Raw genomic sequence first — 26,681 nt, forward strand, 5'->3', positions numbered from 1 at the left:
AGAAGCATCGCATCGACTGGTGACCGATCTTGGAGGCACGACGGCGTTGTAAGCAATCGAGCGAGATGTTTCGCGTAGGTGATCATGCGCGCCGCGCTGGAGTCTTTTTCTTGCTGCCGATCGATGCGAATTAGGCCAAGATGCGCAAGACTTTTCACAATGGCGCCGTATCCATGCCGTCGCTCATTGCGAGCTGCTTGCGCACCCTGCGGCGCGGCTTTCGAGGGAATCGACGAACTAGACGATTAGTTGCAGATTCACCGAGGCGAAGAGCGACCATCCGACGCCGATTACGGTCTCGGAAATTCTCCGAATCAAATCTGAGCTTGCTGCGCACCGCCCCTCGTCTTATTTTCGAGTGTGCCCCTCTCATTTTGCCCGCCCCGTTGGACGGGCATTTTTTTGTTCGAACCGCGGACGTCGTCGCGATGCCGTACGCTTTGCTCTCGATCTCACCGAGCTTTTGCACTTGCGCCTCGAGCTTTTCGTTCACTGGCCAATCGTAAGTCGACGTTAGATCAGCACCCAACCGTCACGACGGGTAATGGAGAAGTGCTATCGAAATGGCGTTTCGCAACGCATGAATCGTGGTGACAATCCAGAAAGCTCGGCGCGGACGCGCTTCCTCAACGACATAGACGTAACCGAGTACTAGGCCAACTGGAAGCGTACTGATCACATACCTCCAGCTATAGAAATGCAATGATGCGAACAGCACTGCAGACGACGCGATTGCTATCCAAGGTCCGACTCCGAATTTGTTACGAAGTAGCGTGATGCATCCCCACTGGTTAAACGCGGGGTCGGCTAGAGGAGCAGCCGCCTATGAAGGCCGAGTTGGTCGCGGGCGCTGCCCATGGCATAGTTCCGAAACCACCCCGAAGCTGGTTTGACCGTGCATAGCGATCGTGACAGCTCCGGAATTGCAACGGGCTCTTCCAGGACACACTCAAGGCTTGCAGCGTAGGTTCATCGACGAGCCGGCGCGGTGATTGTCCGGATACTCAGTTGCTGCCGCCAAAGTCAGCAGCCTTATGCTGCGCCTGTGTCCGAATATACTGCGCCAGTGCTTTGACACCTGGCAATTTGCGAGTTCCTTCGTGCGTGACCAGCCATAAAGGCAGCACAGGCGCTTTGGTCGTGAATGGAATACGCACAAGGTTCGCCGAGCTGTTACCCACGATACAGGCCAGCAGCGCGATACCTAACCCGTTCTCAGCCGCAAGATAACCGAAGCCCAGGCTATCGGACGATATCGCCATGCATTCGTGCGGCGCGAAACCGTTCAACCAGACAGATGGCTCGAATCTGGCAAGCTTGCCGGACATCCCTATGAAGCGATGCTTCGCCAGATCGCCGTCATTTCCGGGCAGTCCGTGCGCACGGACGTATTCCTTCGACGCATAGAGTCCAAATCCAACGCTGGCCACTCGTGTCGCATAAAGAGAGTCCGGACCTGGAGAACCGAGCCGGAGCGCCACGTCCGCCTCGCTCTTGCCAAGGTCGATCGACTGATTGCTGATGATCAGCTCGACTCTGGCACCAGGGTTGGCCTCCAGGAAGCCAGGCAACAGGCCGCAGATCCAGTATTGCCCGATCCCTTCGCTGGTGGACAGTCGAACTACGCCGGTGCCGATATCGGATGCTCCCGACGCCAGTCTATGAAGTTCGACGATACTAGTTTCGATGACTGATGCACGGTCGCAAATATGTCGTCCGGCCTGGGTGAGGACCAGGCCACGTGTCGAACGCAGAAAGAGCGAGCAACCCAGCAATCCTTCCAGTTCGGTGATCTTTCGACCAACCGTGGGCTCGCTGACCGCCAACCGCTCCGCCGCACCCGAGAGGCTGCCTGCCTCCGCCGCCGCGACGAAAAAACGGTACAAATCCCAATCGACCGCTCGTTCACGAACTGGCCGCTTCGACGCTGTAAGCGCTGCCCCTGCGGAGTCCCTGCCGCCTGACCCGCCTGAAACTGATGACATAGCCCGTTGTTCCCGATTGCACCTCGCCCCCGGAGCTGACGTCACCGGCAGCCCTTTCCTGTCGACCGACTAACGCATGCGCCGGCACGGAAAACCTTCTTTCCGTGCCGGACAAGCGCTCATAGAATTATTCTTTCACCTTTCAGGAAACGATTTGACGCTGGTCAGGATGTCTTGCGCGTCTTGCCTCAGCTTGCGTTTATCGATTTTCCCGGCCAGATTTCGCGGCAGCGCTCCGATCAATGCGATCCGCCTCGGCACCTTGTAGTCAATCAGCTTCTCGCGGCAAAACTGCACCAACTCCTGGACGTCAACGCCTGCTTCATCCCTGACTACCGCGAACGCGAAGACGTCTTCCCCAAGTTTCGGATGCGGCACCGCAATGACTGCCGCATCCTTCACGGCCTTGTGCTGAAGAAGAACGTTCTCGACCTCCACCGATCCGACCTTGTGCCCTCCTCTTACGATCATGTCTTTTGAACGATCGACGTGAAAGAAGTACCCGTTGTCATCCCTGTACCCAATATCACCCGTGTGAAGCCATCCGCCCGACAAAGCACTCGCGGTTGCCTCGGGATCGCGGTGATAACCCTTCATCACACTGGGTCCACGAATGAGAATCTGTCCCCGTGTTCCCGGTTCGACATCGGCATCCTTCTCATCCACGATCCTCATCTGGCTCAAGACAGGTTTCCCGATCGAACCGTGATGCTCCGAAAACTCATCGGGAGACAGATAGGATCCAACCGTTGCGGACTCGGTCATTCCATAGATCTGCCCCAGTCTGATCCACGGAAATACCTTGTTGACGCGCTCCAGTGTGGATACGGTAATGGGCGCAGAGCCGAAACAGAACAACCTGACTGTGTCGAGTGAATGCCGCTGCGGCACGAACTGCTCCGTCATGAAGATGATGATCGACGGCACCACCGCGAGCACCGTGGTCCCTTCAGCGCGAGCCCGCGCGAACGTGACCTCCGCGTCGAAGGGTGGATCGATGATCAGCGTCGTACCGGCAAAGAACGGACCCATTCGCGAGACGAACGCCCCGGCACTCGTGGTGAGCGGAATGGGCGTTTGCACGATGTCATCGGCACGGATACCCCACCCCCTGGCCATTGCCGCGCCACCGGCGACGCTGTTCGCGTGTGACAGCACGACCGCCTTCGGTTTTCCGGTCGTGCCCGACGTCATGACGATATAGGCGTCATCTGACGATTTGGGGCGCGGATGAGATGCACCCAAAGCCCGCTTTGGCGCAAGGAGCAGTTGCCAGTCGAGGATGCCCGTCTCGCCTTGCCTGTGAACTTCGAAAATCGGTCCCACTGCCGGCAACTGCGAACCCAATGCACGAATCTCCGCGACGACCTCCTTCCCGGCGACCACTGCCCGGCATTCGGTCAAATCCAGAGCGTGCCGCAATTCGTCGCGCTTCGAGCCGGGATTGATCAGGACCGCGACCGCACCCAGGCGCGCGCACGCGAGTTCCGTGAGTACGAATTCATAGGCTGCGGCGTTCCCGAGCACGATAGCAACGCGATCGCCCGTCACGATGCCGTGGTCACGCATTCCAGCCGCCACGTCCTCGGCCCGACTGGCGAGTTGCTCGTATGTCAGCCGCTTGATCGTGCCATCGAGCGAGCATGCAACGAGCGCGAGCTTGTGCGGTTGCCGGCTTGCATGCCCCCAGATGATCTCGACCGTCGTTTTCCACGCGATGTCCTCGGGCAACGGGACAACAGCGTCATGCGAGTTGTCTTGAGTAGGCATCACGACGCCTTGTTGAAAACGGGTTTGCGCTTGCTGCGAAATGCGGCAACGGCCTCGCGATGATCCTCCGTGTAGTTGGTCAGCAGTTCATACCCGAGACTCGCGTCGAGAATCGAAGACGCAAGCTGCTTCAAGCCGATGTTGACCGACGCCTTGGTCCACCGAATGGCCTGACGCGCCCCGGCGTGCAGTCGGTCCACGAATTCGTCGACGCGTGCGTCGAGTTTGGCCGCCGGCACGACATGATTGATCAGCCCCATCCGGACCGCGTCCGGTGCCGGGATCAGGTCACCTGTCATGAGATATTCCTTGGCGCGGGCATAACCGATGAGTTGCGGCCAGATTACCGCGCCGCCGTCGCCGGCGACGAATCCCACACTGACGTGCGGATCGCCAAACTTTGCGCTTTCGTGCGCGAAGATGACGTCGCAGAAAAGCGCCAGGGTCGCGCCGAGGCCCACGGCTGAGCCATTGACTTTGGCGATGATCGGCTTGTCGCATTCGAGCATCGACATGATGATGCGACGCGCGTCCGTCCCGGCCTTGTGGTATTCGGCAGGAACGTCGATCATTTCCTGCAGCCAGTCGAAATCGCCGCCTGCGCAGAAGGCGCGTCCCGTGCCCGTCAGAACGATGATGTCGGATTCCTCATCGCGTGCGGCATCGAAGAAAACGCGGCTCAACTCTTCGTGCAGGACGCCGTCGACCGCGTTGAGCGCTTCTGGCCTGTTGAGCGCAATCGTGAGAATGCGGCCTCGGCGGGAAAAGGAAAGGTTCTTGTACGCTTCGAAGTTCATTTGTGTCTCCAGGATTCAGGAAGTCGTTTCAGGTTACCTAAGGTATCCTAACTATTTACCAATAAATTTGGCGCGTTCGGCGAGGCTGCGAACGCCGTGCTCGACGATCACATCGACGGCGTGTTGCATGTCGGTCGACTCGAACAGCGGCGTGGCAGCGTCGAGGACATGCTGGTCCGCTTCGTCGAGACCCGCAGTGAGGTACTTCCTGATGAGCGCCTTGCCGACAGCGTGCGACGCGGTCGGCCCCGCCGCGAGAACTTTGGCGTACTTCATGACTTCGTCGTTCAACTGGTCGTCGGGAACGACACGGTTCACGATGTTCCAGCGCTCGAGCGTGCGCGCGTCATACTGCGAGCCGCTAAAGACCATTTCCCTGGCGCGCGCCGCACCGGCCCGTGCCGCGATTCGTTGAATCCCGCCGAGCAGCGTGCTCGTGCCGATCATTGCTTCGGTTTGTCCCAGCCGTGCCGATTCACCCGCCCAGATCAGGTCGCAGGCAAGCGCCAATTCCATTCCTGCCGCCAGACACAGCCCCTGTACTGCTGCGATCGTGGGGAAAGGCAGCGTTTCGAGCTTTCTGATGACCGGCAGGTATAGATCAAACATCTCGCGTGCCGCCTTGGTCGACACGCCACGAAAGATCTTCACGTCGGCGCCGCCAGAAAAGTGAGGGCCTTCGGCACGTACGACCAACGCGCGAATCGACGACTGGTACGCGGCGTCAACCGCCGCCTTCCAGTCTGCGAGGAGTTCTCGGTCCCACAGGTTGAGCGGGGGATTGTTCAGCGTCAGGACGCCAACATCACCGTCTCTGGAAAAACTAACCACTGCCATCATCGTCTCCTGAATTGGCTTACGGGGTACGGATGATGTTATAGGGGCAGCCCCATCACAAGAACGGTCAACGGCGCAGGACAGCTGTACATTTATGAACAGCCCGTTTTGTCCGTTGCGATTGCGTGCGCGGCGTCTCACAAAGGATCGGCTCAATCATCTCCGCCGCCTTTAGCTCAAAAGCTTGCTCAACGGCTTCAGTGGGCCTATTGGAAGGAGCGAGAATGCGATCAATTGCGCTTTTCCCGAGGGACGCGCCTCAAGCGTTTCATGTGCTTGACTGACATCCATTGCGTTCAGGACGAACACCACCGTGGTTCGCTTCGGCCGTGAGGGTCAACGTCGCTTCTGTGCTATCGACCGGTCATTCAAATGGCATCCGTGTCGAGTCGGCGACCGACTGCAATTGGCCGACTACTCGGCCGCAGACCGCGAGCCGACTAGCAAAACGCCAACGTCTGTCATCGACCCCGCGCAAGCCGTTCACGGCGGCAACGAGTGCGAGCAGCCTGTCCGTTCAGAACGATTACCGAACCCGACGAGCGCAGCGCCGGCACTGTCGCTGGTTTCGACCAACCACGCCGTGAGCGTGCCGGTCATCCCGCAACTGAGCAATCGCACCCGCGCTCATCGATGCATGACGTATTGCCAAAGCGCCTGGCATTCGGTGTCGGCAATCCGGTAGTGCGGCATCGACTTGCGAAGCAGGACGCCCGCCGGGTCGACGCCGTCCTTCACGGCGCGGCAGAAAGCCGTCGCGTCATAGTGACTGATCGGCCCGCCGCGGCGGCTTGCGGCGCCGAGCAAGGCGTCGTGCGTCAGCGGCGGCGCGAACGCGGGTTTCGTCGATGTGCTCACATGGCAATTGACGCATCGCGTCGTAAAGGAAGGCAACGGGCGATCGTCGTCGCGCAGATGTGCGGTCATCGGGTGTTGTCCGTTGAAGATCGCGCAGCCCATATCAGCGGATTCGCATGCGGTCTGCGCGCGCGCGAGCGGCGTCATCGCGACGAATGCGAGGAGCATCGCTGCGGCGCGCGCTTCAAGGAAGCGGCGTCGGGCCATTCAATGCACGCGCAGCACGCGCGAAACGCTCGGCACGCCGTTGGCGTTCAACGCGAACAGCATGTAATAGCCGGGGACCACGACGCCCGGATCGGAAGGAATGTTCAACTGAAACTCCCCCGCGGTGCCGACGCTGAACGTGAGCGGCACGCGACGTTGCTCGTTGTTCAGCGAATGCGTGACCGATGAGGAGCGCATCAGCACGAATGCGCGCGTGCTCCTGCTGGCCGTCACTACGATCGTCGTGCCGAGTTGCGCATCGCTCGGAACGGAGCTGAGGTTCGGACGTGACGCGGCCGATCCGTCGGAGTTCAGCAGATACGGTGGCGTCAATATCTCGATGTCGGTGTGATTGGTCGAGCATGATCCGCACAGACCGCCGCCGCCGCTGAGCACACGTCCGTCGTTCAGCAGCAGCGCGACGCTGTGATAGGTGCGCGGCACGGCCTGCTGGGCGAGCGGGGAAAACGTATTGGTAGCGGGGTCCCACAGCTCCGGGGTGAGGACCGCGTTGTTGTCCGAGAAGGGCTCGGCGAAGGTTTGTCCGCCAATCACGACGACCTGGCCGTTCGGCAGCACGACGCTGTTGTTGAACGCGCGCCGGTAACTCATCGGCGCGATGGTCCGCGTCGTCGCGTTGCCGCTGCTGATGTCGATGAGCGTCGCGTTGGCCGTGGCCGGCGACTGATCGTAGCTCGGCGCGCCACCGACCGCGAGAATCTTGCCGACGTCGTACATGACCGCATTGCCGTTCATCGCGTCGCCGTCGCTGCCACGGTTGCCGGCTGCGCTCACGTTGCCGTTGCCTGCCGTATCGAACCAGTGCATGGCCCGGCTCGGTCCCGCATGGAACACGCGTCCATTGCCGACCGCGAACATCCACGCGTGATTGTCGGAGCGAAACAGGCCTCTCGCGTCGTTCGTGAGGATGTAGTCGTCGAGGATCGCGCTATTGATCCGCCAGCCCGAACCCGAGGTCCACGTTTCGCCGGACTTTCCTCCGAGCCCTCCGCTCCACGAGCCGCCCATGACGAACACATTGCCGTTGCTCAACGTCACGCTGCCCTGATAGCCGCGCGGGATGTTCATCTGATCGCTCGCGGTCCATGTGCCGGTCGTCGGCGAATAGATGCTGGTCTGTCGCACGCTCAATCCCCCGGTCACGAAGATGCGGCCATCGGGGAGATTGGAAATGCCGGGGCAGAACATGTCGTGCGCGGTATTGGTCACGATCATTTGCGAACTCGTGCCGTTCGATGGATTGAAGATCGCCGTGTAGGTCCTCGCCGGCGGATTCGCGCTGTCGGTGAAGTCGAGCGGGGCGTCGGCCGACCAGACGAGCACGTTTCCATTGGGCAGATTGGCGGCTTCCAGCGGAACGAGCGGCAACTGATAAGGCGTCGTCCACTTCGATGGCAATGCGGCATGCTGTATCGGCAGGCCGGCCACTTGCCACGTCTGTGTCGCGCTTGCGTTGCACACCTGCTGCGTCAACTGGATTCCTTGCGACGTCGTGCTCGATGCCGTCACGCACAAGCCGCTATGTCCCGCGACGATCGCATAGCCCGCGCCTTGCGGCGTCAACGAGAAGGTCTGATTCGTGCCGCCATTGCAGGTCCACTGGATGATGGGACCGCCCGGGCTCAGGCTTTGGCCCGACACGTCCATGCACAGGCCGCTGTTCTGATTGATGAGGTTGTATCGCGTGCCGGTAGCGGACGGGAACCATTGCTGATTCGCGCCGCCCGTGCAGGTCCACGCAATCACGGGCGCGCCCGGCGTTCGGGACTCGCCGCTGACGTCGGCGCACAGGCTGGTGCCGCTCAGCGTGATGGGCGCCGAGCTTTGCGCGCGGACGGCGTGCGGCATGCCCGCCAATGCCAGCGGCAACGCGACGAGCAGCAAGAAGCGCATGCATTGGACGAGCAGGCTGGACGCGTGGCTCGTCGAACGGATTGCAGGCATGGTTGCCCCCCGTACATGAAAGCGGGTTACGTACGCGCGAGCGCGCCGAGTACATCGCAGATGTCTTCGACACGAGGAAGATCGGCACTTCGCCAGCGCAACATCGCGTTGGCATCGAAGCAATAGACTTGCGTGGAATGGTCAGCGATATCGCCGAGAGGCGCGTTGCTGCCCGACAGCGCCGCGCGCATGCGGTCTACATCGGCCAGTGCCGGCGTCGCTGCATTCCACGCGGAACCCGCCTGATAGCGCGCGAGCCACGCGCGCAATGCCGAGGGTGAATCCGAAAGCGGATCGATCCCAACCGACAGCAAATGCACCGGACGACGCGCAGGGATTTGCGCAATCCGTCCCTGAACCGCGCTGAACAGCGCGCCTTGCAAGGGACATATCGTGCCGCAACCCGTATAGACCGTTTGCAGTGCAGTCACGCGCTGGTGCAGCAAGTCGCTGAGCAGACGCTTCTCGCCGGTCTGATCGACGAGCCAGGCATCGTCGATACGAACGGGCGGCGTGACGAGTCCCAGATCGCCATGCTGCGCGAACGAGGGCGACGACACTGCACCAAGAGCCAGCGCGGCCATGCGGCAAAGCAGCGAGCGGCGAGCTGGTGATGGCGCAGGTGCATGCATGCCGGATGTAATGCTATCGGGCATCGTTTCACGGCTTTCCGAAATCGTCGTCATCGGCACGTTCATGATCCCCGGTGAGGGCTCTCAAGGTGAGACTTACATTTCGGAAATGCGCACAGTCAGGCGTCGCGATTTGCATGACCATTGCGTCAAAGATTAGCAGCCCAAATCGGCAATGAAAATTCGAAACACGAAATAAGTAGGTAAATATGTGCATTTGGACACATTCGTTTTTGTATCCCGGCAACGTATGGCCGACGGCGCTTTCGGGTTCGAAAGCGCACTGTAAAACCTGCGCGATTGCTTCCCTCCGCGATTTGCGATAGCTTTCAATCGGTAAAGAGCCTTCCACGTTGCCCGAACGTTCGGTGGCGAGACTGTTCCTGTTCTCCGTCACCATCCCGCGGGGCGCCCGAGTCGCGAGCGAAGCTGACGCGCTCTTTTGTAAGCCAGGCTGATCGCTCGCCCTCCGTTTCTCGATGTTCAATAGCGGCCGATTGGCGTCACTCACTGCGCTCGACGGCTTCCTCGCCTCGCTGATGCGCTGGTTTGCGGGTAGACGCTGCTACGGGGCATCACGATTGCTCTGTTGCAGCACGATGTTGCCCGACACCGCGTTGTCCGTTCCGGCCCTTCCGGAGAAAGAGAATGCAAATGAACGCGCGCTTTTCCGCTTTTGCCGCCGCACTCGGCGCCGTGCTGATCGCGGCAATCATCGCCGCGTGCAGTGGCGGCGACTCCGGCGGCGGTGCAACATCGGCCGCAGCGAGCCGGGCCGCTTCGAGCGTCGCGAATGCATCGTCGCCCGGCAACGCGATGGACGTCGTCACCTGGCACAACGACATCGCTCGCACCGGACAGCAACTCGCTGAAACGACCCTCACGCTCGCGAACGTCAATCAAAACACGTTCGGCAAGCTCGCTTTCTATTCCGTCGATGGCGCCGTCGATGCCCAGCCGCTCTTTCTGGCGGGCGTCCCGATCGCGGGGGCCACGCATAACGTCGTGTACGTCGCGACGGAGAACGGGAGCGTCTACGCGTTCGATGCGGATAGCGGCGCGACGCTATGGAAAATCTCGACGCTCGGTAACGGCGAGAATCCGAGCGACGATCACAAGTGCAATCAGATCACGCCAACCATCGGTGTGACGGCGACGCCGGTCATCGATCGCGGGCGCGGACCGAACGGCGCGATGTATGTCGTGGGCATGTCGAAGGACGCGTCGGGCGGCTATCACCAGCGCATCCACGCGCTCGACATCACGACGGGCGCCGAGCTCTTCAATGGCCCGACCGAAATCCGCGCGACCTATCCCGGCAACGGCGCGGGCAGCCAGAACGGCACGCTCACATTCGATCCGGGCCAGTACGCCGAGCGCGCGTCGTTGCTCCTGCTCAACGGCGTTGTCTACACCGCGTGGACATCGCATTGCGATTTCATGCCGTACACCGGCTGGGTCATGGGCTACGACGCCAACACGCTGCAACAGGCGAGCGTGCTGAACGTCACGCCGAACGGCCAGATGGGCTCGATCTGGATGAGCGGCGCGGGCCTTGCATCGGACGGCGAATCGATCTATTTCCTCGATGCCAACGGCACCTTCGATCCGACACAGAACGAGCACGAGATGCCGATCAACGGCAACTTCGGCAATGGCTTCCTGCGGCTGAACCTCGGGCCGTTGAGAGTGCAGGACTACTTCCAGCCGTCGAACACGGTGCAGGAATCGAACGAGGACGAAGACCTCGGTTCCGGCGGCGCGATGGTCTTGCCCGATTTCACCGATGCAAACGGCAAGGTCTGGCGTCTCGCGGTCGGCGCGGGCAAGAACTCGACGATCTATGTCGTGAACCGCTGGTCGATGGGCAAGTTCGATTCGAATGCAGATCACATCTATCAGGAGCTCGTCGGCCAGATACGCGGACCGATGTTCGGCGCGCCCGCGTACTTCAACAACAGGGTCTATTTCGGCTCGGTCGGCGACAACATCAAGGCGTTCACGGTAACGAACGCCGCGCTGTCGCGAACGCCGTCGAGTCAGACGCTGAACTCGTTCGGATTCCCGGGCGCGACGCCGAGCATTTCGGCGAACGGCACGTCGAACGCGATTCTGTGGGCGGCGGAGAACGGGTCGATCGGCGTTCTGCGCGCCTACGACGCGACCAATCTCAATCACCAGCTCTACAGCAGCGTCGATGCCGGTGGGCGCGACCAGTTCGGTGCGGGCAACAAGTTCATCACGCCGATGATCGCGAACGGCAAGGTGTACGTGGGCGCGAAGAATGGCGTCGCCGTGTTCGGGTTGCGGTCGCAATAGCGCTGTCTGCCTATGACCGAGCACGTCACGCACATGCTCCAGGAATGGAACGAGATCTCGGTCCTTCCTGGACTGTCGTTGTGCGACGGCGGATTGTTTGCCACTTGCCAGTGCGTCCAGCCCAGACCGACCGTGGGCGCATCGGGGGCGCGGAGGTTCGCACTCACGCGCGGACGCAGCCCGCGCCGACCCGGCAACGCCTTTTTCTCGACGTAGCCGCGCCTTCGCGGCACGCTGGAAGTCGAGGAGTTCTGCAGATCATTTCGTGTCGCAACTCAAGAAGACGCGGACCAGATGTCGGTCTAGGGACAAAGGTTAGCGCGAGCCGGGTACGGCGTTTGCGGAACACCCCGCAGCGAAGTCGTGACGTCCGATGCCGTCACGAAACGCTCAACCATTCGTTTTATCTCGCGCCTACGTTGCTGCCGGACAACCGAGCCGGCCTCAACCGCCCGAACATGTTCGGGCTGGGCACACGCCGGGGCATTCGCTCCGAGACCTTGAACCGAGTAGGCCAGTAACGCATCCGCGTGCCTCGGCCTGCCGTTGCAAGGCACTTCCAAACAGTCAACTTTTGACCTGCGCGACTCGCCGTCAGCGCAGTGGCTCAGGTCGTCCAAACGAAAAGGAGTGGTTCATGTTCGTTCATAACAAGCGCCTCCAGTACACCGTCCGCGTGGCTGCACCCAATCCGGGGCTCGCCAATCTGCTGCTCGAGCAGTTCGGCGGTCCGCAAGGCGAATTGGCCGCCGCGTGCCGATATTTCACCCAGGCCGTTAGTGAAGACGATCCCGGTCGGAAGGATTTGCTCTTCGACATCGCAACGGAAGAACTGAGTCACCTCGAGATCATCGGCTCGATTGTCGCGATGCTCAACAAGGGTGCGAAAGGCCAGCTCGCTGAAGCAGTCGAGTCGGAGGCCGAGTTGTATCGCTCGATGACGGGCAACGGCAACGGCTCGCACACGACGGCGCTGCTGTACGGCGGCGGACCTGCCCTCACCAATTCCGCCGGCGTTCCGTGGACGTCCGCTTACATCGACACGATCGGCGAGCCGACCGCAGATCTTCGCTCGAACATCGCCGCGGAAGCGCGCGCAAAAATCGTCTACGAGCGGCTCATCAATGTGACGGACGATGCGGGTATCAAGGATGCGCTCGGATTTCTGATGACCCGTGAAATCGCGCATCAGAAGTCATTCGAAAAAGCGCTGCATTCCATCCAGCCCAACTTCCCGCAGGGCAAATTGCCGGGCGTACCGGAATACGCGAGTGTCTACTACAACATGTCGCAGGGCGAGGACGCGCGTGGCCCGTGGAATGAGGGAAACGACTGGAAGTTCATCGAGGATCCGCAACCGGCAGTCGATGGCGGAGACGGGACAGCACGCGTAGGCGTCAATCAGGCCGATGTCGAGGTGCTCAAGGCGATGGCGGCACGCACGGCTTCCGATCCGTCAAGTGATCCTGTCACGGGCGCGGAGATCGGCTCGGGTCAGGCGAGCTGAGCGCCTTGCGAGGCATTTCATGAGGCAGGCAAGCCGTACGGATTCATCAGTGCGGCTTGCCAGTCGAGTCGACGTTCACCACGGGCCGGGACAAGAAGCGGAAAGCAAGCAAATGATCGGCATGCCCCTGACGCTACGCATTCGTGCCGCCGTCGATCGTAAGATTCGCCCCGGTGATGTACGCCGCCTCATCGCTGGCAATGAAAGCGACGATTGCCGCGATTTCATCGACCTTCCCGTATCTTTTGAGCGCGGTCATCGCCAATTGAGGCGCTGCCCAATCGCCCGCCGCAGGATTGAGATCGGTGTCAATCGGGCCGGGTTGAATATTGTTGACCGTGATACCTCGTTCGCCAACTTCTCGGGACAGGCCCTGCGTGAACATCCGTATGGCTGCCTTCGTCGCAGAATATGGGACGAGGCCCGGAGTCATCATTCGCTCTCCGACGCACGAGCCGATATTGATGATGCGGCCGCCTTCCTTCAAATGCTTGAGGGCTGCCTGCGTTGTCAGAAACACGCCTCGAACATTCAGGTTGATGACGTGATCGAGTTCCTCGATAGTCGTCTCTTCGAAGGGTTTCGGAATCGCCGTCCCTGCGTTATTAACCAGGATGTCCAGGCCGCCGTATGCGGCAACCGTCTGCTGCACCGCCTGGTTGATTGCTTCCGGCTTCGCTGCATCGGCCTGGATTGCAATCGCTTCTCCGCCGGCGCTTTTTATTTCTTTGACTACGTTTTCGGCCGCATCGCTGCCCTTGGAGAAAGTAATCGCCACGCGCGCGCCGTCTGCGGCCAGTCTCTTCGCAATGGCAGCGCCGATGCCCCTCGAACCGCCCGTCACAAGGGCAACCTTATTACTTAGCTTACTCATAAGAACTCCATGCTTTCGGTGAGTCGAACGGTCCGCTTCGGCTTCCAGATGACAAAGCGCGCCGGGTGTGCTGATTCAAGCCCCGTTATTTATAGGCGGTTGAATAGTTGCGGACGGTCTTTCCTTTCGGCGAATGTTCGGCGGCCAACATTTCTGGTTGATTTCCTGTTGATCAGGCAGCCAGCGTTCAGCGTCGATGTCCTTCGCCGAGTTCGGCGATCTGACTTTGCAGCGCGCCGAGAAAGACACTCACCCTGTTGGGAACGTATCGCCGGCTCGGCATCACCGCCCAGACCGACAAGTCCTCCATCGCCGCATCCTCCAAATGAATCTGCACGAGCGTGTTGTCGGCTAATTGTCGAAAGACGTCCCAATATGTCAACTGCGCGAGTCCGAGACCTTGCACGGCAGCGGTTCGCGCCGCTTCGACACTGGTCGTGGTGAAACAAGCATCCACGCGCTTGCGGATCAACGCGCCGTCGACGACAAGCGGCCACCGTCGCACCGCACTCAGCCGGATACAGGCGTGATTGTCCAGATCGGCAACCGTCGAAGGTCGTCCGTGTTTCTTCAGATAGGCCGGCGCGGCGCAAACGAGGCGAGGATTGGCAGCGATCTTCTTCGCCACCAGCTCGGAGTCCTCCAGGGGCGCAATCCGCAAGGCCACGTCGAGGCCCTGCCCGACGATATCGACCTGACGATCCGAAAGATCGAGGTCGATGCGAAGCTCCGGATTGGCTTCGAGCAAACTCGCAAGCATGGGCAGCACGACGGATTGTCCGAACCCGCTCGGAGCCGTCAGACGAAGCACGCCCGATGCCTTTCCCTGCGACGGGCTGAGTTCGGCGCGCGCACCGGATTCCGCATCCACCATTGCTGAGGCGAACGGGACGAACGCTTCGCCTTCGGCAGTCAGCGTGAGCGACCGGGTCGTGCGATGAAAAAGACGCACGCCGAGATCTTCTTCCAGCGCGGCGATGCGACGCGACACCTGCATGGGAACGACGTCGAGCTGGCGCGCCGCAGCCGAAAGACTGCCCGCCGACGCAACGGCGAGGAAGGTTCGAACGTCTGGAAGGAACATGGTTTATATCCGATAGCGTTACGGCGGCTTCACCATTCGACGTCTGTTTTCCCGCCCTCCCAACGCCTAGGATGAAGTCACTTTCCTTCCTTGACGAGCCGCGAAATGAACGACTTCACCTCGCAGATCCTTTCCCCGTACGACGGCAACGGCATTGCAGTGCGCAACCGCATCGCAGTCGCCCCGATGACGCGCATCACGGCCACCGAATACGGCCATCCGACACAGACGATGTTCGACTACTACAGTCGGTTCGCGAAAGGCGGCTTCGGTCTTGTAACGACAGAAGGCATCTATACCGACAAGGCGTTTTCGCAAGGATACCGTTTTCAGCCTGGCCTGGCCGATGACGAACAGGCGCGCGCATGGGCAGCCTTCAATCGCGACATGCAGGCACATGGCGCACGCGTGTTCGCGCAACTGATGCACGCAGGCGCGCTGAGTCAGGGCAATGTTTATCGCAAGCACACGGTGGCGCCATCGGCCGTGCGGCCCAAAGGCGAACAAATGGCGTTCTACTACGGCGATGGACCGTATCCCGAACCCAGGCAGATGACGGATGCCGAGATCGACGAGGCAATCCGGGGCTTCGTGCAGGCGGCGCATCGCGCGGTGAATATCGGGGGATTCGGCGGTGTGGAGATTCACGGCGCGAACGGCTATCTGCTCGACCAGTTTCTGGGCGCGCACACGAATCTCAGAAACGACCGTTGGGGTGGCAGCACGAAGGCGCGAGTACAACTGCTCGTCGATGTCGTGAAGTCGGTGCGGCTCGGCGTCGGCGATGCAGTGCCGGTCGGCATCCGCATCTCGCAGGGCAAGGTCAACGACTTCGCGTCGAAGTGGCCCGACGGCGAGGCGGACGCAGAAGTGATCTTCGGCACGCTCGCCGACTCAGGCGTGAACTTCATCCACGTGACCGAGCGCGAAGCGTGGCAGCCCGCATTCGAAGGCACGCGCGACAGCCTCATCTCACTGGCGCGCCGCTATGCGCCGAACGCGACGATCATCGCGAACGGCGGCTTGCACACGGCCGAGCGTATCGCCCATGCGCTCGGGTCCGGCGCGGACATCGTGACGGTCGGACGCGGCGCGCTCGCCAATCCCGATCTGCCGATGATGCTCGCGAGCGGGCGCGAACCGAGGCAGTTCGATAGCTCGATACTGCAACCCATCGCCAGCATCAAGGACGACGAGCTCGCGATGCAGTTCTCCGTCTGAACGCGGTTGTGAGCGCGGGCGCGTATTCTCAGTCCTCTACACGCGCCTGCTGCGTCTCCACATTCGAGCGCCGCCAGTGCGCCGGCGTCATGTCGAAGTGCTGACTGAACGCACGCCTGAAGGCCGCGACGGATTGATAGCCGACCGTCTCGGCCACCACTTCCGTCGATACGCCTGGCCTCTTCAACTCGTTTGCCGCCAGCGCCATTCGGACGCTGGTCAGCAGATCGATGGGTGAACGCCCCACCTTGTTCTGAAAATGACGGATCAATGTCGCGCGCGACATGCTGCATAGACTCGCCAGTTCCGGCAACGTCCAGTCGCGCGCCGGATCGTTGAAGATCGCGGCGAGCGCGGGCGACAGACGCGAATGTCCCGCGAGCGTCAGCAGACCGGCGGGCGCTTCGTCGGACTCTGCGCTCGCACGCAACGCGAGCGCGAAAAGCGCCGCCGACAGCGCGTTCATCATCGCGTAGCCGCCGAGATTGTCGGCGATCGATTCCGTCCGCATCAACGCGACGAGACCATTCAACTGTTCCAGCGCCGCGCCCTGTCCGCTGCCCTTCGCTATCGACGTACGCACGACGAGCCGCGCCGGCAGATATGCACGAACGAAGCGGTCATGCGGCGGCGCGAGGATGATCCGTCCGCACAGCATGTCCAGACGCTCGCCGGCGCCCTTGTTTTCGCTGATGATCAGGTTCAGCGCCGCGCGTTGCCGGGCAGGCTTCGGCCGCGCCCCGCTGCCATCGCGAAGCGTATGCGCCGAACCGTGCGTGAGCATCACGATGTCCCCGGCGCGCAGATGTTGCGGCTTGCCGCCGCCGGGCGTCTCCAGCACGGCCGATCCACCGAGCACGATGTGATACGGCATCTCGCCCGCGTCCGAATCGGCGTAAATCACTTCCCACGGCGCGCCGTACGAGCAACGAAGTTCGAGCTGGCCGCGCACGGTCATCATGCCGAGCAGGCGGCTCAGCCAATCGATCGACATCGACATGCTTACCTCGAATGAAACGATGAGACTTTTGAGCATGATATTGAGAATTTAGCGACTCAACAAGCTCATCCGGCGACCCTAAAGTGGAGGCTCCTAACCACCACCAAATGAGGTCCACCATGAGCCGCATCGCCATTCCCGCCGTCGCCAACGCCACCGGCGACACCGCCGACGTCTACGCACGCGTTCGCAAGATCGCGGGCGGCAGCGTACCGAATCTGTTCGCGGCGCTCGGCCATCTCGCGCCCGCGACGCTGAACGCCGCGCTCGACGCCGAAGGCGCGCTGGCCGCCAGCAGCCTGAGCAAGCAGGATCTGGAAACCATCAAGCTGCTGGTCAGCGAGCAGACGGGTTGTGACTACTGCGTAGCCGCGCACGTGATGCTCGGCAAGATGACCGGTCTGACGCCGGAAGCGCTCAGGCAAATTCGCGCCGGCCAGCCGACCGGTGATCTCAAGCGCGATGCGCTGATCCGTTTCGTGCGGCTTTTGCAGACGACGCGCGGCACGATCGGCGCTGACGAACTCGCCGCCATCCGCGCCGCAGGTTATCGCGATTCGCAACTGGCGGAGATATCGCTGGCGATTGCGATGACGATCTTCACCAACACGTTCAATCGCATCAACGACACCGACGTCGATTTTCCGCCCGTCGAGTAATGCAGACACTCGCGAGCGGATCCGTCCGCTCCACATCGATTCATCCGTTAGCTGATTGGGAGAAGGTCATGTCTCAGATCGAACAGTTCGATACGTTGATTCTCGGTAGTGGTCAGGGCGGCAAGCTTCTGGCGTGGCATCTGGCGCGCTCGGGGCAGCGCGTGGCCGTGGTCGAGCGGCAGTGGGTGGGCGGCTCGTGTCCCGCCGTCGCGTGTCTGCCCAGCAAGAATGAAATCTGGAGCGCGCGCGTGGCGCATCTGACGCGGCATGCCGCCGATTTCGGCGTAGCGACGGGAGCCGTCGCCGTGGATATGGCGAAGGTTCGCGATCGCAAGCGCGGCATGGTCGAACGGGAAGCCGCGTTTCACGTGCAGGCGTATGCATCGAGCGGCGCCGAGCTGATCATGGGCGTCGGACAGTTTGTCGGGCCGAAGACCATCGAGGTGCAGCTCAATGACGGCGGCACCCGCACGCTCGGCGGCGATCAGGTGGTGGTCAATGTCGGCACGCATGCCGCGATTCCGGATGTGCCGGGCCTGGCGTCGGCCGATCCGTTGACGCACATCGGCGCGCTGGATCTCGATCGCGCGCCATCGCATCTGATCGTGATGGGCGGCGGCTATATCGGCGTCGAGATGGCGCAGGCGTATCGGCGCTTCGGCAGCCGCGTGACGATCATCGAGCGCGGTGCCCGACTGATGGCGCGCGAAGACGCGGACATCGGCGACGAAATGCTGCGCATACTTCGCGCGGAAGAGATCGACGTCGTGCTGGACGCGCAGACGATCCGTGTCGAAGGGCACTCGGGTACGCAGGTGCGCGTCGCCGTGCGCACGCCTTCGGGCGAGCAGGCCATCGAGGGCAGCGACATTCTGGTCGCGGCCGGGCGCATTCCGAACACGGTCGATATCGGCTTGGAGCTGGCAGGCATCCAGTTGGATGAGCGCGGCTATATCCGCGTGAACGATCGGCTGCAAACGTCGGCGCGCGATGTGTGGGCAATTGGCGAGGTCGCGGGAAGCCCGCAATTCACGCATGTTTCCGTCGATGACTTCCGCATCGTGCGCGACAACATGGCGGGCGGACATCGCAGCACCGGCGACCGGCTGATTCCATACACGCTGTTCACCGATCCGCCGCTCGCGCGCGTCGGCCTGAGCGAAACCGATGCGCGGCGCGAGGGAATCGCCACGCGCGTCGCCACGCTACCGATGAGCAGTGTGCTGCGAACCGAAGCGACCGACGAAACGCAGGGCTTCATGAAGGTGCTCGTCGGCGCGGAAGACGACCGCATTCTCGGCTTCACGATGATCGGCTCCGAAGCGGGAGAAGTGCTGGCCGCGGTGCAGACGGCGATGATCGCGGAACTTCCGTATCCGAAGCTCCGCGATGCCGTGATTTCCCATTTGACGATTGCCGAAGGTCTCGGGCCACTGCTGTCCAGGCTGCCTGAGCGCGCCGCGTAGTAGCGGCGCGCGGTGGCTCGGGAATCCGAGCTACCGCGCCTGTCCGCAGCATGTGCCGAGCTGTTCGTCGTCTAAACTGCTTCTATGGCGCACAGCCCGTGGCGCCCCCTTGACGGGTGGGATACGTCGCTGCATCGCGCAGATGATACGACCGCAGGGCTCACGATCGACTCTGTTAGTCCATGTGTACGAGCGGTCCAACGGAGGACGTCATGTCTGCGACCGAACCCTGGATATGTCCGACGTGCGCCAATCACGTCACCACACCATTCTGCCCGATGTGCGGCGAGAGCCCGCTCCGGCCTCCCGACCTGACCCTGCGCGGGATCGGAGCGAAGCTCCTGCACGCGGCGACGACCATCGACGGGCGCCTGCTTCGCACGATCTGGATTTTGCTACGTCATCCCGGCGAGCTGACGGTCGCGCATCTGAACGGAAAGCGCATGCCTTACGTGCCGCCGTTCCAGCTGTTCCTCATCGCCAACGCGTTCTTCTTCGCGATGCAGTCGCTGACCGACACTCAGGTCTTCGGCTCGACGCTGCAGTCCCATCTTTATCTTCAGGACTGGAGTCCGCTCGCGCGGTCGCTGGTGGCCGAACGCGTCGCGAAACTACGGACGGACCTGCCCCAGTACACGTCCATTTTCGACCGTGCGGCGGTGCTCAACGCCAAGTCACTCATTATTCTCATGGTGATTCCGTTCACGCTGCTGTTGTGGATGACCTTCCTCCGCGCGCGCAAGCCATTCGTCACATTTGTCTATTTCTCGCTCCATCTCTATGCGTTCCTGCTGTTGCTGTTCTCGCTCGCGCTCGGCGTCGCGGCCATCGAGGTCCATCTTGGCGGCCTCGGACTCGATTCACCCGTCGTCGACAACCTTCTTTCGATCCTCAATCTAAGCCTCTGCGGCGGCTATGTGTTCCTGGCTTTGAAGCCAGTCTTCGGCTCGCACGGCATGACAAGGCTCCTTAAAGCGGCAACTTTGGCGCTGACGGCCGGCCTCATCGTTCTAGGCTACCGATTCGCGATCTTTCTCATCACGCTATACACGGCGTAACCACGGAACATCTTGTGCAAAGCGCGGAGCACGCTGCGCCCGGACGGCGTAAAGTGATGTCCGCGAGGCCCGGTTCTCGACGCCGCCACCAAGCCGGCGAACCGCACGAGCGTTCCGCGAATCCAGCATCGCGATCCGAGCCCTCCGCATCACACAAACAACCCAGGAGACAGTCATGGCTGACCCAAAGAATCCCTTCGAAGATCTGACCAGGATGCTCGAACAGTTCAAGGTGCCCGGCGTCGACATGTCGGCACTGGTCGAATCGCGCAAGAAAGACATCGAGGCTATCGTCGAAGCGAACAAGACCGCGTACGAGTCCATGCAGCAACTCGCCCGCAAGCAGACCGACATGCTCACGCGCGCGATGCAGGACATTCAGGAAGCGGCGAAAACCGGCATCAGCGATCCGGGCAAGCAAAACGAATTCGTGCGCAATGCCTGCGTGAAAGCGCTCGAAGACATCAAGGATCTCGCGGAAATCGCACGCAAGTCGCAGGCCGACACGATGGCGAACATCACGCAGCGCGCCAACGAGCACGTCGACGAAATAAAGAAGATGCTGCAGCGAAAATAGCGCGGTTTCGTCCAGTCGGAATGCTGCACCTCGGCGCGCCCTGTCTGATGACAAGGCGCGCGGCGTGCTTTTGACGATGACCCCAGGGAGACAACATGGCCTCGCCGTTCAACATGCCGGAGGAGTTCGTCCGGGGGTTTTTCAAATCCGGGCAGACGCTGCTGGAAGCCTATATGGGCGTCGCCGGCAACACGACCGACTCGCGTTCGGCGTCCGGCAGGACATTGCCCGGGCTGGCGCTCGCGCAGGCTCAGGCGCATTACTGGCAGCAGCAGATGGCGCTCTATGCGGGCATGATGGCGAGCGCGACCGGCCAGAAGCCGGCGCCCGCCATTGAGCCGGAGCGCGGCGACCGCCGCTTCAAGTCGGATTCCTGGCACGACAATCCTTGGTACAGCCTCCTCAAGCAGACTTATCTGCTCAATTCGAAGCTGCTCAACGACATGGTCGAAGCCGCGGATATCAACGCGAAGGAGAAGCACAAGCTGCGTTTCTACGCGCGCCAGTTCATCGACTCGATGAGTCCGGTCAATTTCGCCGTGACCAATCCGGAGGCGATGCAAACCGCGATCGAGACGCAGGGCAAGAGCATGCGCACGGGGTTCGCGAATCTGCTCGAAGACCTCAGGCGCGGACGCATCTCCATCACGGATGAAAGTGCCTTTGAAGTCGGGCGCAATGTGGCGGTCTCGAAGGGGTCGGTGGTATTCGAGAACGAACTGTTTCAACTGATCCAGTACGCGCCGCTCACGGAGAAGGTTGCCGAGCGGCCGCTCGTCATCGTGCCGCCATGCATCAACAAGTTCTATATCCTCGACCTGCAGCCGGCGAATTCGTTCGTGCGCTTCGCGTGCGAACAGGGGCAGACCGTGTTCCTCGTGTCGTGGCGAAACCCCGACAAGGAACTGGGCCACATCACCTGGGACGACTACATCGAGAGCGGCGCGATCAAGGCGATCGAAGTGGGCCAGGCGATCAGCCGCGCCGACAAGGTCAATGCGGTCGGCTGGTGCGTCGGCGGAACGATTCTTTCGTCGGCGCTGGCGGTATTGCGCGCGCGCGGCGAAGATCCGGTCGCGAGCCTCACGCTGCTCACGACGATGCTCGATTTCAGCGATCCGGGCGACCTGGGCGTGTTCATCGACGAGGCGGGCGTCACGCAGCGCGAGCAGACCATCGGGCGCGGCGGGATTTATTCGGGCGGCGAACTGGGCTTCGTGTTCCAGACGCTGCGTGCGAACGACCTGATCTGGCCGTATGTCGTCGACAACTACCTCAAGGGCGGCGCGCCGCAGGCGTTCGACCTTCTCTACTGGAATGCCGACGGCACCAACCTGCCCGGGCCGATGTACGCCTGGTATCTGCGCAACATGTATCTCGAGAACAATCTTTGCCAGCCGGGGCGGCTCACCATGTGCGGCACGCCGGTGGATCTCGCGCGCATCGACATGCCGAGCTATATCTTCGGGACGCAGGAGGATCACATCGTGCCGTGGAAGGGCGCGTATCAGTCGACGCGTCTCCTGGGCGGCGAGACGCAGTTCGTGCTCGGCGCGAGCGGACATATCGCGGGCGTGATCAATCCTGCATCGAAGAACAAGCGCTCCTACTGGATCGACGGCAAGCTCGGCGACGATCCAGAAGCGTGGCTCGACTCGGCCACTTCGCAGCCGGGAAGCTGGTGGACGCACTGGAGCAAGTGGCTGCAAACGTACGCGGGCGAGCAGGTCGCCGCGCCGAAGAAGCTGGGCAGCTCGAAGTTCGCGCCGATCGAGCCCGCGCCGGGACGTTATGTTGCGAAGCATCCACCGGAGGCAACGGTCGCCTGAGCATTCATAAACACGCCGAAAGCCGGGTCAGAATCCAGCGGTCGCGTCCGTCTCGCTGGCCCGCGCCAGGGCTTGCGTATCGATATATTCCCGGATGTTCGCGGGCTTGCCATTTCTAACGGTAATGGCGAAGACCCAATCGTCCTTGAACGTCTTATTCGTCGCTTTGATTTTGCCCGTAGCGACGCCGATGACCAGAACCCGGTCTCCCTGCGCGACGAATTCGGGGGGCTCCGGGTATGTCATTTCCACCTCGTTCGAAGCCTTCTGAAGCACGTTCGCCAATGCCGCGTGCCCGCGATGCGTGCCAGCCAGCGGCCAGTCCTCGCCCGGAATGATCCACTCGATATCTTCGGCAGCCAACGCCAGCAGAGCTTGCTCATCGCCGCGGCCGATTGCTGCAAAAAAATCCTTCACGATCCGGACATTCTCTTCGGTGCTCATCGAATTCTCTCCATTTCATCAGTCGAACTTGACCAGGTCCTTGAAGATCAGTTGACCCCAGCTGTTTCCGCGCCCCTGCACGAGCAGTCCACCTTCCGAAAGTCCGCCAAGTCCGATGGGCGAGAAACCGAGATCTTCCGCAAGCGCACCAATCTCCGCTGCGGCGCCGTCATCGTCGCTCGCCAGGAACACGACTCGCCTCCCACCATGTACGGCCGGGTCTTGCGCGAGGACCGCGGCGCCCAGATGATTGAAGCCCTTGACCAGCCTTCCACCAGCGAAGGCCTGCGCGACGAACCTGGACGAAGCTTGTCCTCCCAGCTCCTCGGGCGGCACGCCGTAGGCATTGGTCACATCGACGATGGTCTTCCCCTGCCAGCTCGGCAACGCCTTCGCGACATCCCGGTGCGACTCGAAGCGGACAGCCAGGAAGACAACGTCCGCCTTGACCGCGTCAGCCAGTTTCGTTGGAACGATCGTGGGTCCGATGGCGGCCGCAGCGGAGGCAAAGCTTTCCGGGTCGCGAGTGGTCGCGACGCATACTTCGATGCCGCTTCGGGCAAACGCCTTGGCAAGCGCCTGGCCGATCTTGCCGAAACCAATAATTGCGTAGCTCATTTTTTCTCCTTTGGTTTGCAACGCCCTGCGGGCCGCGAGTATCGAATGGAGTGATCGGCAGGGCGCGGCGTGTCAGAGTTGCGCAAGGCCGCCGTCGACGGCGACCTCGCTGGCGGTCATGAAGCTGCTGTCCGGCGACGCGAGAAAGGCGGCCACCGCTCCGATCTCAGCCGGATCGGCCATCCGCTGGAGCGGCGTCATCGAGGCGAAAGCCTTCTGGCCTTCCTCGCCCAGCGCCTCCTTCGCGAGTTCGGTGGCCGTCGCCCCGGGCGACAGCACATTTACGCGGATGCCGGTGCCCTTCAGGTCCTCCGCCCAGGTCCGCGCGAGGTTGCGCACTGCGGCCTTGCTCGCGCTGTAGGCGCTCATTCCCGGGGCGCCCGTAGTGCCGGCGCTCGATCCGGTCAGGATGATCGAACCGCCCTCGCCCATTAGCGGCAGCGCCTGCTGGACCGTGAAGATCGAACCCTTCACATTGGTGTCGAAGGTTTCGTCGATGTGCCCGGCGGTGATCTCGCCTAGCCGAAGCTGGCTTCCCGCCCCGGCATTGGCGAAGACGATGTCGAGGGTTCCGCGCTCGGCCTTCACCGCCGCATAGAGTCGATCGAGGTCAGCCGGATCCGAGACCGAGCCCTTCACCGCGCGGGCATTGGGCCCAAGGTCGGCCAAAGCGGCGTCGAGCGCGTCCTGCCGGCGGCCGAAGATGAAGACGAAGGCGCCCTCCTCGATGAAGCGCTTTGCCGCGGCGCGGCCGATGCCGGTAGCGCCGCCGGTGATCACAGCGGTCTTTCCATTCAGTCTGTTCATGTCGTGCTTCCTCGAAACAAAAGTGACGAACACCATTCTGAGACTCTTGTTTCATGAAGCCAATTGACTGAATATCTATAAATGCCATCTACTTTTTAGATATCTATCCATGCTCGACAACGTCACCATCAATCAACTTCGGGCCTTCGTCGCCGTGTGCGACCAGGGAAGCTTTTCCGGGGCTGCACGGGAGCTGAGGCGTGCACAGTCGGCGATCAGTCACGCGATCAACGCGCTCGAGAGTGCCTTTGACGTGATGCTGTTCGAGCGCAATACTCGGAAAGCGACGCTCTCGGCCGCGGGCCGCAGCCTCTTGCCCGATGCGCGCGGGGTGATCTCACGCACCGAGGAAATGAAGATGCGCGCGGCGTCGATCGCCGAGGCCGGGGTTCCACAGGTTTCGGTTGCCGTGGATACCTATTTTGCGCGTGCGCATTTGATCGAATGCCTGCGTACCCTGCAGGCCGACTTTCCGACGGTTGCAATCAATCTGCGCATGACGACGATGCAAGGCGGCGAGCGTCTGGTTCTCGAAGGCACGTGCGCATTGGCAGTGACGATCACCGACGTGCCGGAGTTGAGCCCAGGCACCATAGAAAGGCAGCATTTATGTGAAGCGCGCATGGTGACCGTTTGCGCGCCGTCGCATCCGCTGGCCGCAATCACGGGGGCGATCCCGCGGGAGGAATTTGGCCGGCACATCCAGCTCGTCGTAACCGACAATCAGCCCGATGCAGAAAAGACACAACAGGGGGTTGCCAGCGAACGCCAATGGCGAGTGAATGACCTCGGCGCGAAGCACGATCTGCTCAGGGGAAGCCTGTGCTGGGGGCACATGCCGCATCACATCGTTGCGGAAGACCTCGTGAATGGAAGCCTTGTCGAACTTCAACGGCGCGCATGGCACATGCGCCCCCTCACCTTCGTGGTCTCGCAGCGGCGCGGATACTCGTTTTCCGAATGCGAGACACGGCTGGTCGAACTCCTTGGCGATCCTCGGCGCTTGCCGAAAGATGGCAGCCAGCGCTCCGTCTCAACCAAGGGCAAAAAAGCCCGAAGGCCTGCGACGCGCAAGCGACACTCTTAAACCCCGAAACCAGCGAATCGTGAGTTGAATGGCGCGGACTCGTCCTGATCCGTCGGGGGATTAACCCGCGCTAAGTGCTGTGATTCACACGGAGAGCTAGAGTTGTGGTTAACTATATGAATCATGAACACGGCCTCCTTCCACGCTAACGCCGACCTACGGCTTCCGCGCTATCAGCTGATCCGCGACGACCTCGTGCGTCGAATCGCCAATGGGGAATGGACGCCCGAGCAGGCGCTACCGACCGAGGCCGACCTTTGCGAAGCCTATGTCGTCTCGATCGGTACGCTACGCAAAGCCATCGAACTGCTCGTAGCAGAAGGCGTCGTCACGCGCACGCAAGGGAAAGGAACGTTCGTGCGTCGACCGCGGTTCGATTCATCTCTTTTTCGTTTCTTTCGGTTCAAATCGGCGGACGGCCAGCCGGTCCAGCCGATCGGCCGAGTTTTGAAGCGTGAGATCGTGAAGCCGAACAAGGCGATCCGCGATGCGCTCCAGATGGAGCCGACTGAAAAGAGCATCCACCTGTCCCGAGTGCGTCTCATCGATTCGAAACCGGTTCTCCGCGAGGAAATCTGGCTCGCCCGACCCCGCTTCGATGCGTTGGCGACCCTTCCGCTCGACGACTTCGGGAACCTTATGTATCCCCTCTACGAGCGGGCTTGCCGGCAGATAGTCGCATCGGCTACTGAAACCCTGACCGTTGAACAGGCCAATCAAGAGGATGCGGCGACACTTCACGTTGACGTCGGCAGCCCCGTGATCATGGTCAATCGAGTGGCGCTGGACTTCGCCGGAACACCGATAGAATGGCGCACAACGCGAGGTTCCGCGACAGGGTTCCAATATCAGGTAGAAATCCGGTAACCCTCCCTCTCTAGCCCGCCCGAGCGCGGGCTCCTTGACAGACAACGTTCTCCCGGCTTTACGCGCAACCCGTGCGTGCCTTTCTGCGCCTGACCGACTTATGTTCGCGCTCCGGCAGCACCCCGCATCGTTCGGGTAACACCTCATAGTTCACCGGCATCATCCAGAGATATAAAGATATATATGTTTATATCTTGCACTGGATGCTACCGG

General features: G+C 61.5%; 24 protein-coding genes. 10 read left to right on the forward strand and 14 right to left on the reverse strand.

Going from position 1 to position 26,681, the window contains the following annotated elements:
• Nucleotides 1-532 precede the first annotated feature (532 nt).
• The 8 genes from ACEN42_RS34275 to ACEN42_RS34310 all read right to left on the reverse strand — a co-directional run bounded on the left by ACEN42_RS34275 (nt 533) and on the right by ACEN42_RS34310 (nt 9,105).
• A complete protein-coding gene (locus tag ACEN42_RS34275) occupies nt 533-718 on the reverse strand; it encodes a type II CAAX prenyl endopeptidase Rce1 family protein (protein ID WP_371883065.1) in 186 nt (61 codons plus the stop codon).
• Between the two features lie 286 nt (nt 719-1,004).
• The gene (locus tag ACEN42_RS34280; protein WP_371883066.1) at nt 1,005-1,886 is read right to left on the reverse strand and encodes a LysR family transcriptional regulator; all 882 of its coding nucleotides are present in this window, start codon (nt 1,884-1,886) and stop codon (nt 1,005-1,007) included.
• A 234-nt stretch (nt 1,887-2,120) separates the two neighbouring features.
• The gene (locus ACEN42_RS34285) at nt 2,121-3,755 is read right to left on the reverse strand and encodes a class I adenylate-forming enzyme family protein (RefSeq protein WP_371883067.1); all 1,635 of its coding nucleotides are present in this window, start codon (nt 3,753-3,755) and stop codon (nt 2,121-2,123) included.
• The gene (locus tag ACEN42_RS34290) at nt 3,755-4,552 is read right to left on the reverse strand and encodes an enoyl-CoA hydratase/isomerase family protein (RefSeq protein WP_371883068.1); all 798 of its coding nucleotides are present in this window, start codon (nt 4,550-4,552) and stop codon (nt 3,755-3,757) included. The genes ACEN42_RS34285 and ACEN42_RS34290 overlap by 1 nt, the downstream gene beginning before the upstream one ends.
• Before the next feature lie 51 nt (nt 4,553-4,603).
• Complete coding sequence (locus ACEN42_RS34295; protein WP_371883069.1) at nt 4,604-5,392, reverse strand: enoyl-CoA hydratase/isomerase family protein; 789 nt, start codon at nt 5,390-5,392, stop codon at nt 4,604-4,606.
• Nucleotides 5,393-6,016: 624 nt separating this feature from the next.
• Complete coding sequence (locus ACEN42_RS34300) at nt 6,017-6,415, reverse strand: hypothetical protein (RefSeq protein WP_371883070.1); 399 nt, start codon at nt 6,413-6,415, stop codon at nt 6,017-6,019.
• Between the two features lie 39 nt (nt 6,416-6,454).
• Nucleotides 6,455-8,419, reverse strand: a complete 1,965-nt coding sequence (locus ACEN42_RS34305; protein WP_371883071.1) for an RICIN domain-containing protein — start codon at nt 8,417-8,419, stop codon at nt 6,455-6,457.
• A 26-nt stretch (nt 8,420-8,445) separates the two neighbouring features.
• Nucleotides 8,446-9,105 carry an SCO family protein gene (locus ACEN42_RS34310; RefSeq protein WP_371883072.1) on the reverse strand — a complete coding sequence of 220 codons (660 nt, stop codon included), beginning with the start codon at nt 9,103-9,105 and terminating at the stop codon, nt 8,446-8,448.
• Between the two features lie 600 nt (nt 9,106-9,705).
• On the opposite strand from ACEN42_RS34310, the gene ACEN42_RS34315 reads away from it, so the two are divergent.
• Both ACEN42_RS34315 and ACEN42_RS34320 read left to right on the forward strand, forming a co-directional pair.
• The gene (locus ACEN42_RS34315; RefSeq protein ID WP_371883224.1) at nt 9,706-11,370 is read left to right on the forward strand and encodes a PQQ-binding-like beta-propeller repeat protein; all 1,665 of its coding nucleotides are present in this window, start codon (nt 9,706-9,708) and stop codon (nt 11,368-11,370) included.
• Nucleotides 11,371-12,007: 637 nt separating this feature from the next.
• The gene (locus ACEN42_RS34320) at nt 12,008-12,877 is read left to right on the forward strand and encodes a manganese catalase family protein (RefSeq protein ID WP_250487718.1); all 870 of its coding nucleotides are present in this window, start codon (nt 12,008-12,010) and stop codon (nt 12,875-12,877) included.
• A gap of 133 nt (nt 12,878-13,010) precedes the next feature.
• On the opposite strand, the gene ACEN42_RS34325 is transcribed toward ACEN42_RS34320, so the two are convergent.
• Nucleotides 13,011-13,751, reverse strand: a complete 741-nt coding sequence (locus ACEN42_RS34325) for an SDR family NAD(P)-dependent oxidoreductase (protein WP_371883073.1) — start codon at nt 13,749-13,751, stop codon at nt 13,011-13,013.
• A gap of 187 nt (nt 13,752-13,938) precedes the next feature.
• On the reverse strand, nt 13,939-14,835 hold the full coding sequence (locus ACEN42_RS34330; protein WP_371883074.1) for a LysR family transcriptional regulator: 897 nt from the start codon (nt 14,833-14,835) through the stop codon (nt 13,939-13,941).
• 105 nt (nt 14,836-14,940) lie between these two features.
• Between ACEN42_RS34330 and ACEN42_RS34335 the strand changes: the two genes are divergently transcribed.
• Nucleotides 14,941-16,056, forward strand: coding sequence for an NADH:flavin oxidoreductase (locus tag ACEN42_RS34335; RefSeq protein ID WP_371883075.1), 1,116 nt, complete (start codon nt 14,941-14,943; stop codon nt 16,054-16,056).
• A gap of 28 nt (nt 16,057-16,084) precedes the next feature.
• On the opposite strand, the gene ACEN42_RS34340 is transcribed toward ACEN42_RS34335, so the two are convergent.
• A complete protein-coding gene (locus ACEN42_RS34340) occupies nt 16,085-17,056 on the reverse strand; it encodes a cupin domain-containing protein (protein ID WP_371883076.1) in 972 nt (323 codons plus the stop codon).
• Between the two features lie 119 nt (nt 17,057-17,175).
• Between ACEN42_RS34340 and ACEN42_RS34345 the strand changes: the two genes are divergently transcribed.
• The 5 genes from ACEN42_RS34345 (at nt 17,176) to ACEN42_RS34365 (ending at nt 22,645) form a co-directional block, all read left to right on the forward strand.
• Complete coding sequence (locus ACEN42_RS34345; protein WP_187603311.1) at nt 17,176-17,715, forward strand: carboxymuconolactone decarboxylase family protein; 540 nt, start codon at nt 17,176-17,178, stop codon at nt 17,713-17,715.
• Between the two features lie 68 nt (nt 17,716-17,783).
• Nucleotides 17,784-19,181 (forward strand): FAD-dependent oxidoreductase, encoded by a 1,398-nt coding sequence (locus ACEN42_RS34350; RefSeq protein WP_371883077.1) that lies wholly within the window; start codon nt 17,784-17,786, stop codon nt 19,179-19,181.
• Nucleotides 19,182-19,393: 212 nt separating this feature from the next.
• Nucleotides 19,394-20,239 (forward strand): DUF3667 domain-containing protein, encoded by an 846-nt coding sequence (locus tag ACEN42_RS34355; RefSeq protein WP_371883078.1) that lies wholly within the window; start codon nt 19,394-19,396, stop codon nt 20,237-20,239.
• Nucleotides 20,240-20,414: 175 nt separating this feature from the next.
• Nucleotides 20,415-20,816: a phasin family protein gene (locus tag ACEN42_RS34360; protein WP_238287472.1), complete on the forward strand. Its 402-nt coding sequence runs from the start codon at nt 20,415-20,417 to the stop codon at nt 20,814-20,816.
• A gap of 296 nt (nt 20,817-21,112) precedes the next feature.
• Nucleotides 21,113-22,645 carry a PHA/PHB synthase family protein gene (locus ACEN42_RS34365; protein ID WP_371883225.1) on the forward strand — a complete coding sequence of 511 codons (1,533 nt, stop codon included), beginning with the start codon at nt 21,113-21,115 and terminating at the stop codon, nt 22,643-22,645.
• Between the two features lie 27 nt (nt 22,646-22,672).
• On the opposite strand, the gene ACEN42_RS34370 is transcribed toward ACEN42_RS34365, so the two are convergent.
• The 3 genes from ACEN42_RS34370 to ACEN42_RS34380 form a co-directional block, all read right to left on the reverse strand.
• Nucleotides 22,673-23,089 carry a nuclear transport factor 2 family protein gene (locus ACEN42_RS34370; protein ID WP_371883079.1) on the reverse strand — a complete coding sequence of 139 codons (417 nt, stop codon included), beginning with the start codon at nt 23,087-23,089 and terminating at the stop codon, nt 22,673-22,675.
• Between the two features lie 18 nt (nt 23,090-23,107).
• A complete protein-coding gene (locus ACEN42_RS34375; protein WP_371883080.1) occupies nt 23,108-23,707 on the reverse strand; it encodes an NADPH-dependent F420 reductase in 600 nt (199 codons plus the stop codon).
• Between the two features lie 72 nt (nt 23,708-23,779).
• Nucleotides 23,780-24,514: an SDR family NAD(P)-dependent oxidoreductase gene (locus ACEN42_RS34380; protein ID WP_371883226.1), complete on the reverse strand. Its 735-nt coding sequence runs from the start codon at nt 24,512-24,514 to the stop codon at nt 23,780-23,782.
• A gap of 109 nt (nt 24,515-24,623) precedes the next feature.
• On the opposite strand from ACEN42_RS34380, the gene ACEN42_RS34385 reads away from it, so the two are divergent.
• Nucleotides 24,624-25,601 carry a LysR family transcriptional regulator gene (locus tag ACEN42_RS34385; protein WP_371883081.1) on the forward strand — a complete coding sequence of 326 codons (978 nt, stop codon included), beginning with the start codon at nt 24,624-24,626 and terminating at the stop codon, nt 25,599-25,601.
• A 123-nt stretch (nt 25,602-25,724) separates the two neighbouring features.
• Complete coding sequence (locus ACEN42_RS34390) at nt 25,725-26,468, forward strand: GntR family transcriptional regulator (protein ID WP_371883082.1); 744 nt, start codon at nt 25,725-25,727, stop codon at nt 26,466-26,468.
• Nucleotides 26,469-26,681 lie beyond the last annotated feature (213 nt).

Source organism: Caballeronia sp. S22 (genome assembly GCF_964261745.1).
GTDB classification, from domain to species: domain Bacteria; phylum Pseudomonadota; class Gammaproteobacteria; order Burkholderiales; family Burkholderiaceae; genus Caballeronia; species Caballeronia jiangsuensis.

Excerpts from the sequence above, each read along its gene's own strand:
- ACEN42_RS34340 (WP_371883076.1), bottom strand. The coding sequence starts at position 17,056 with ATGTCGATGTCGATCGATTGGCTGAGCCGCCTGCTCGGCATGATGACC.
- ACEN42_RS34355 (WP_371883078.1), top strand. The coding sequence starts at position 19,394 with ATGTCTGCGACCGAACCCTGGATATGTCCGACGTGCGCCAATCACGTC.
- ACEN42_RS34365 (WP_371883225.1), top strand. The coding sequence starts at position 21,113 with ATGGCGAGCGCGACCGGCCAGAAGCCGGCGCCCGCCATTGAGCCGGAG.
- ACEN42_RS34330 (WP_371883074.1), bottom strand. The coding sequence starts at position 14,835 with ATGTTCCTTCCAGACGTTCGAACCTTCCTCGCCGTTGCGTCGGCGGGC.
- ACEN42_RS34285 (WP_371883067.1), bottom strand. The coding sequence starts at position 3,755 with ATGCCTACTCAAGACAACTCGCATGACGCTGTTGTCCCGTTGCCCGAG.
- ACEN42_RS34390 (WP_371883082.1), top strand. The coding sequence starts at position 25,725 with ATGAACACGGCCTCCTTCCACGCTAACGCCGACCTACGGCTTCCGCGC.
- ACEN42_RS34320 (WP_250487718.1), top strand. The coding sequence starts at position 12,008 with ATGTTCGTTCATAACAAGCGCCTCCAGTACACCGTCCGCGTGGCTGCA.
- ACEN42_RS34385 (WP_371883081.1), top strand. The coding sequence starts at position 24,624 with ATGCTCGACAACGTCACCATCAATCAACTTCGGGCCTTCGTCGCCGTG.
- ACEN42_RS34360 (WP_238287472.1), top strand. The coding sequence starts at position 20,415 with ATGGCTGACCCAAAGAATCCCTTCGAAGATCTGACCAGGATGCTCGAA.
- ACEN42_RS34290 (WP_371883068.1), bottom strand. The coding sequence starts at position 4,552 with ATGAACTTCGAAGCGTACAAGAACCTTTCCTTTTCCCGCCGAGGCCGC.
- ACEN42_RS34325 (WP_371883073.1), bottom strand. The coding sequence starts at position 13,751 with ATGAGTAAGCTAAGTAATAAGGTTGCCCTTGTGACGGGCGGTTCGAGG.
- ACEN42_RS34315 (WP_371883224.1), top strand. The coding sequence starts at position 9,706 with ATGAACGCGCGCTTTTCCGCTTTTGCCGCCGCACTCGGCGCCGTGCTG.
- ACEN42_RS34305 (WP_371883071.1), bottom strand. The coding sequence starts at position 8,419 with ATGCCTGCAATCCGTTCGACGAGCCACGCGTCCAGCCTGCTCGTCCAA.
- ACEN42_RS34350 (WP_371883077.1), top strand. The coding sequence starts at position 17,784 with ATGTCTCAGATCGAACAGTTCGATACGTTGATTCTCGGTAGTGGTCAG.
- ACEN42_RS34380 (WP_371883226.1), bottom strand. The coding sequence starts at position 24,514 with ATGAACAGACTGAATGGAAAGACCGCTGTGATCACCGGCGGCGCTACC.
- ACEN42_RS34310 (WP_371883072.1), bottom strand. The coding sequence starts at position 9,105 with ATGACGACGATTTCGGAAAGCCGTGAAACGATGCCCGATAGCATTACA.
- ACEN42_RS34295 (WP_371883069.1), bottom strand. The coding sequence starts at position 5,392 with ATGATGGCAGTGGTTAGTTTTTCCAGAGACGGTGATGTTGGCGTCCTG.
- ACEN42_RS34300 (WP_371883070.1), bottom strand. The coding sequence starts at position 6,415 with ATGCTCCTCGCATTCGTCGCGATGACGCCGCTCGCGCGCGCGCAGACC.
- ACEN42_RS34370 (WP_371883079.1), bottom strand. The coding sequence starts at position 23,089 with ATGAGCACCGAAGAGAATGTCCGGATCGTGAAGGATTTTTTTGCAGCA.
- ACEN42_RS34335 (WP_371883075.1), top strand. The coding sequence starts at position 14,941 with ATGAACGACTTCACCTCGCAGATCCTTTCCCCGTACGACGGCAACGGC.
- ACEN42_RS34345 (WP_187603311.1), top strand. The coding sequence starts at position 17,176 with ATGAGCCGCATCGCCATTCCCGCCGTCGCCAACGCCACCGGCGACACC.
- ACEN42_RS34375 (WP_371883080.1), bottom strand. The coding sequence starts at position 23,707 with ATGAGCTACGCAATTATTGGTTTCGGCAAGATCGGCCAGGCGCTTGCC.